Below are 3,922 nucleotides of genomic sequence, written 5' to 3' on the forward strand. Positions count from 1 at the left end.
AAATAGATTAGTCCCAATCTGATTAGACTGATTTTTAAATACCACATATTAGTCTATTCTTAACTAATTAATTTATTTTTTAATCATTAAATCCTACTATTATGAAATCAAAATTATCCTTGTTACTCGTTTTTATTAGTTTTTATTCGTGGGCCCAAACCACCACATCATTTACCACCAATGGTACCTTTATTGTCCCTGCGGGTTTAACCAGTATTTATGCTAAGGCTTGGGGCGGAGGCGGATCTGGTGGAGGAGCCAGTGGTGCCGGATTGCTTTTAGGGAGAGGTGCGGCTGGCGGTGGCGGTGGCGCTAATGTCGAATCTCCACTAACTGTCGTTCCTGGAGCAACTTTAAATGTTGTTGTTGCTAGCCAAACACCTGGAAATGTAGGCGCTAATGGTACCGCTGGAGGGTACTCTACAATTACTCAATACCAAAATATTTTTTTTGCACCTGGAGGATCAGGAGGTGGGGCTAATAACTCTGACACCCCCCCTGGTGCAACGCCAGGAGGAGCATTTGCTGCTACGATAGGAGCCACAAGAATTGCAGGTAGACCAGGCGGAAAAGGTAATTCGGCCTTACTATCATTAGGACTTAGTTCTGGAGCTGGTGGGGCTGGTGGAGAAGGTATAAATTCAGGAGATGGGACTGGAGGTGCTGCTATTTCAAATCTACTTTTGGGTACGGCTCCAGGAAACGCAGGTACTGTGTCTGGTGGTGGTGGTAGCGGGGCAATAAATTCAGCATTAGGTGCCCCTCAAGCTGGTGGGGCTGGAGCAGCGGGACGAGTTATTCTCTCTTATACTTGCCCAACTTATAGTATAACTAGTGTAAAAGCTGTAAGTTGTAATAATGAAAACACGATTAGAGTAACATTAACAGCCAGTGCTACCTCCTTGCCTGTCGGTAATTATGTGGTAACTTATAATAGGACTAGTCCATCTGCTACGGGATTAACGGCAAATCTAACGGTCAGTACAGCAGGAACTGGTACCTTTACAATTACTAGTGTTTCATCGAATACCCTAGGCGGCGTTATAACAATTACTAAACTAGCTTCTGAGTCTTGTTCTTCTATTATTACCAACAATAACACAGCTACAATAGCACTACCATATGGTGGAACAATAAGTGGCGCAAATTCAATTTGTGCAGGAAATACAGTTGTATTATCCTTATCAGGTAACGAAGCCTCTGTTGTTAAATGGCAATTTAATGACGGATATGGTTGGAAAGATGTACCTAATCCAAGTACTTCAAATACTTATACAACATTCCCTTTACTACAAAATCAAACCCCCTTCAGAGCCATTTTGGATTACTGTAATATTGTTTCTGAGGTAAAGACTGTGTCCTTAAATTCACCTACTCTGTACATTTCTAACCGTCCCGATTATGATCATTCAGGTGAAATTGAGTATTATCTACGTACAATTAAAGCTGGAGCTTTATTACCCACTCTACAATATATAGCAGTCCCTTATATAAATCTCGAAGGGGATCCCACTGGATATTCTGTTGAATGGGATACTGATTCAATACCAAATCAAGATATTACCCCTTATACATTTACATATACCCCTAATAGTTCCATAAATTCAATTATAATACCGGCTAATACCCCAGAAGGTACATACAGTGGCAATATATATATTCATAATAATCTTTGTAAGTCCTATAAAGCATATAATTTTGAATGTACAACTTTACTTGATGACCCGTCATCAAAAACAGGCTCAGAAAAAGATGTAAATGCCAGCACAATTGCCACTAGTTTAGTACCTATAGCAACAAAAGATTTAGAAGCAACAGAAAATAAAATTTCAGTAGCTATTGTTAACAAAGTGATTCATGTTGATGCTTACAATAGTAATTTGAATAAGGTTTTTATTTATGATGTATCAGGGAACTTGCTATACAAAAAAGAAGCTGTATCGGGTTCTAAATTAGTTATCGACAACTTAAGATCTAGTAATCAGGTTTTAATGGTGAAAGTAATTTCGGATGATAATCATGTCGAGACCAAAAAAATTATTTATTAATTTAACAACATAGAAACACAGCCTTTTTTTAACTTAAAGCAGCTATTTTACTTATTTACAAGGAATATAGCTGCTTTATGCCTAAGAAATGTATTTTTATGTGTTAGTCATCAATTTAATAACCCGAGGGAAACCAGCAAACAGAGTAATTAAACTGATGGGCTAACTATAAAAGCATTACTATTTATTTATCTATGACATCCATCTCAGAATAATTATATGGTTTCAGAAAAAAGAAACATTAGATTGGATATTAAAAAACTTAATTACAACTCAATTTTAGAATTATATTTTGAATGTACTCATTAATAAAAAATATTGAACCACTAAAAGTAAATTTACTGTAAAAATAAATATTATGATCCCCATCTCAGAATCACTATCCGTACAAGACAGTCAACGCTTATTTGATTTGAATCAATACATCGAAAATGCAAGAGATAATTTCTTAGGCTATCCTGTATCTAAAGATTTTGATTATTCAGAAATCAATCATTTTTTTAAATATCCGATTAATAATCTTGGAGATCCTTTTGAGAATTGCACTTACAAAGTACAAACACACGAACTAGAAATAGAAGTGGTTGGCTTTTTTGCCAAATTATTCCGCGCCGATCCAAAAGATTATTGGGGTTATGTAACAAATGGTAGTTCTGAAAGTAATCTATACGGACTCTATCTCGCACGAGAATTACATCCAAAAGCTATAGTATACTACTCTGAATCGGCCCATTATAGCATACGGAAAAACATTCACTTACTCAACATACCGAGCATCGCTATTCGATCACAAGAAAATGGTGAAATAGATTATGATGATTTTGAAAATACTCTAAAACTCAATCGTAATAAACCGGCCATTGTACTTGCTACTTTTGGCACAACCATGAAAGAAGCCAAAGATGACGTATCAAAAATTAAGAATATTCTAAAAAAATTAGCCATACAAGACAACTACATCCATTGTGATGCAGCCCTATCCGGAAGTTATGGTGCTTTTATGCAACCACGACTTCCCTTTGATTTTATGGATGGCGCAGAGAGCATTTCAATCAGTGGACACAAATTTATAGGTTCGCCTATTCCAACTGGCATTATTATCACAAAGCGCTCCAATAGAGATAGAATCTCAAAAGGAATATCCTATATCGGCTCCCTAGACACAACAATTTCTGGGTCCAGAAACGGTCATTGTCCGTTGTTTTTATGGTATGCCATAAAAAAACTAGGTGTTGAAGGTTTAAAAAAACGCTATTTACACAGCTTAGAAGTAGCTGAATACTGCGAACAAAGATTAAAAACTATAGGGATTCCTGCCTGGAGAAATCCAAATTCTATAACAGTAATTTTTCCAAAAACAAACGAAGAAATTAAATTAAAATGGCAATTAGCCACTCAAGGCGATATCTCCCATATTATTTGCATGCCAAACGTAACCATACAACAAATCGATCTTTTTATCTACGATATAGAGAATTGTACTGAAAACCCAGATGAAATGACAGAATTCACTTGGTAGTGTTTCCCAGTTAGTAAAATGAGATTTTACGTTTTAACTTGTAGAAAAAGAATATTTATTAGCAAAAAATAAGTTAAGGATGAGTAATATTACTCATTCACTTTGTTTTAATATCGTTTTAATAGAGCTATTAAACGATAGCACAGTAATTCTTTTCGTGTCTACAAACTTTACTTTTCCAATATAAAATATTCCACAAAAAACTAAGATTAGATACCATTAACTAATCACTTAGCAATCATAATTTTTTATAACGGGCACAATAATACTTGCCCTATCCTTTCTATCAGTCATACGTCTATCTTCCTAATAGTATCAATAAATTAATAATCAAACTGAACTCCAACTTACCCTT

The 3,922-nt window shown here is 35.5% G+C and carries 2 protein-coding genes; both read left to right on the forward strand.

All coding sequences use genetic code 11. The features are described 5' to 3' along the window. Positions 1 to 101: 101 nt before the first annotated feature. Positions 102 to 2,048 carry a T9SS sorting signal type C domain-containing protein gene (locus B8T70_RS23400; protein ID WP_086896428.1) on the forward strand — a complete coding sequence of 649 codons (1,947 nt, stop codon included), beginning with the start codon at positions 102 to 104 and terminating at the stop codon, positions 2,046 to 2,048. Between the two features lie 358 nt (positions 2,049 to 2,406). Next, positions 2,407 to 3,567 carry a histidine decarboxylase gene (locus tag B8T70_RS23405; RefSeq protein ID WP_086896429.1) on the forward strand — a complete coding sequence of 387 codons (1,161 nt, stop codon included), beginning with the start codon at positions 2,407 to 2,409 and terminating at the stop codon, positions 3,565 to 3,567. Positions 3,568 to 3,922 lie beyond the last annotated feature (355 nt).

It is taken from the genome of Flavobacterium sp. AJR, from assembly GCF_002156885.1.
Classification (GTDB): domain Bacteria; phylum Bacteroidota; class Bacteroidia; order Flavobacteriales; family Flavobacteriaceae; genus Flavobacterium.

Coding starts and splice junctions, on each gene's coding strand:
- B8T70_RS23405 (WP_086896429.1), top strand. CDS start 2,407: ATGATCCCCATCTCAGAATCACTATCCGTACAAGACAGTCAACGCTTA.
- B8T70_RS23400 (WP_086896428.1), top strand. CDS start 102: ATGAAATCAAAATTATCCTTGTTACTCGTTTTTATTAGTTTTTATTCG.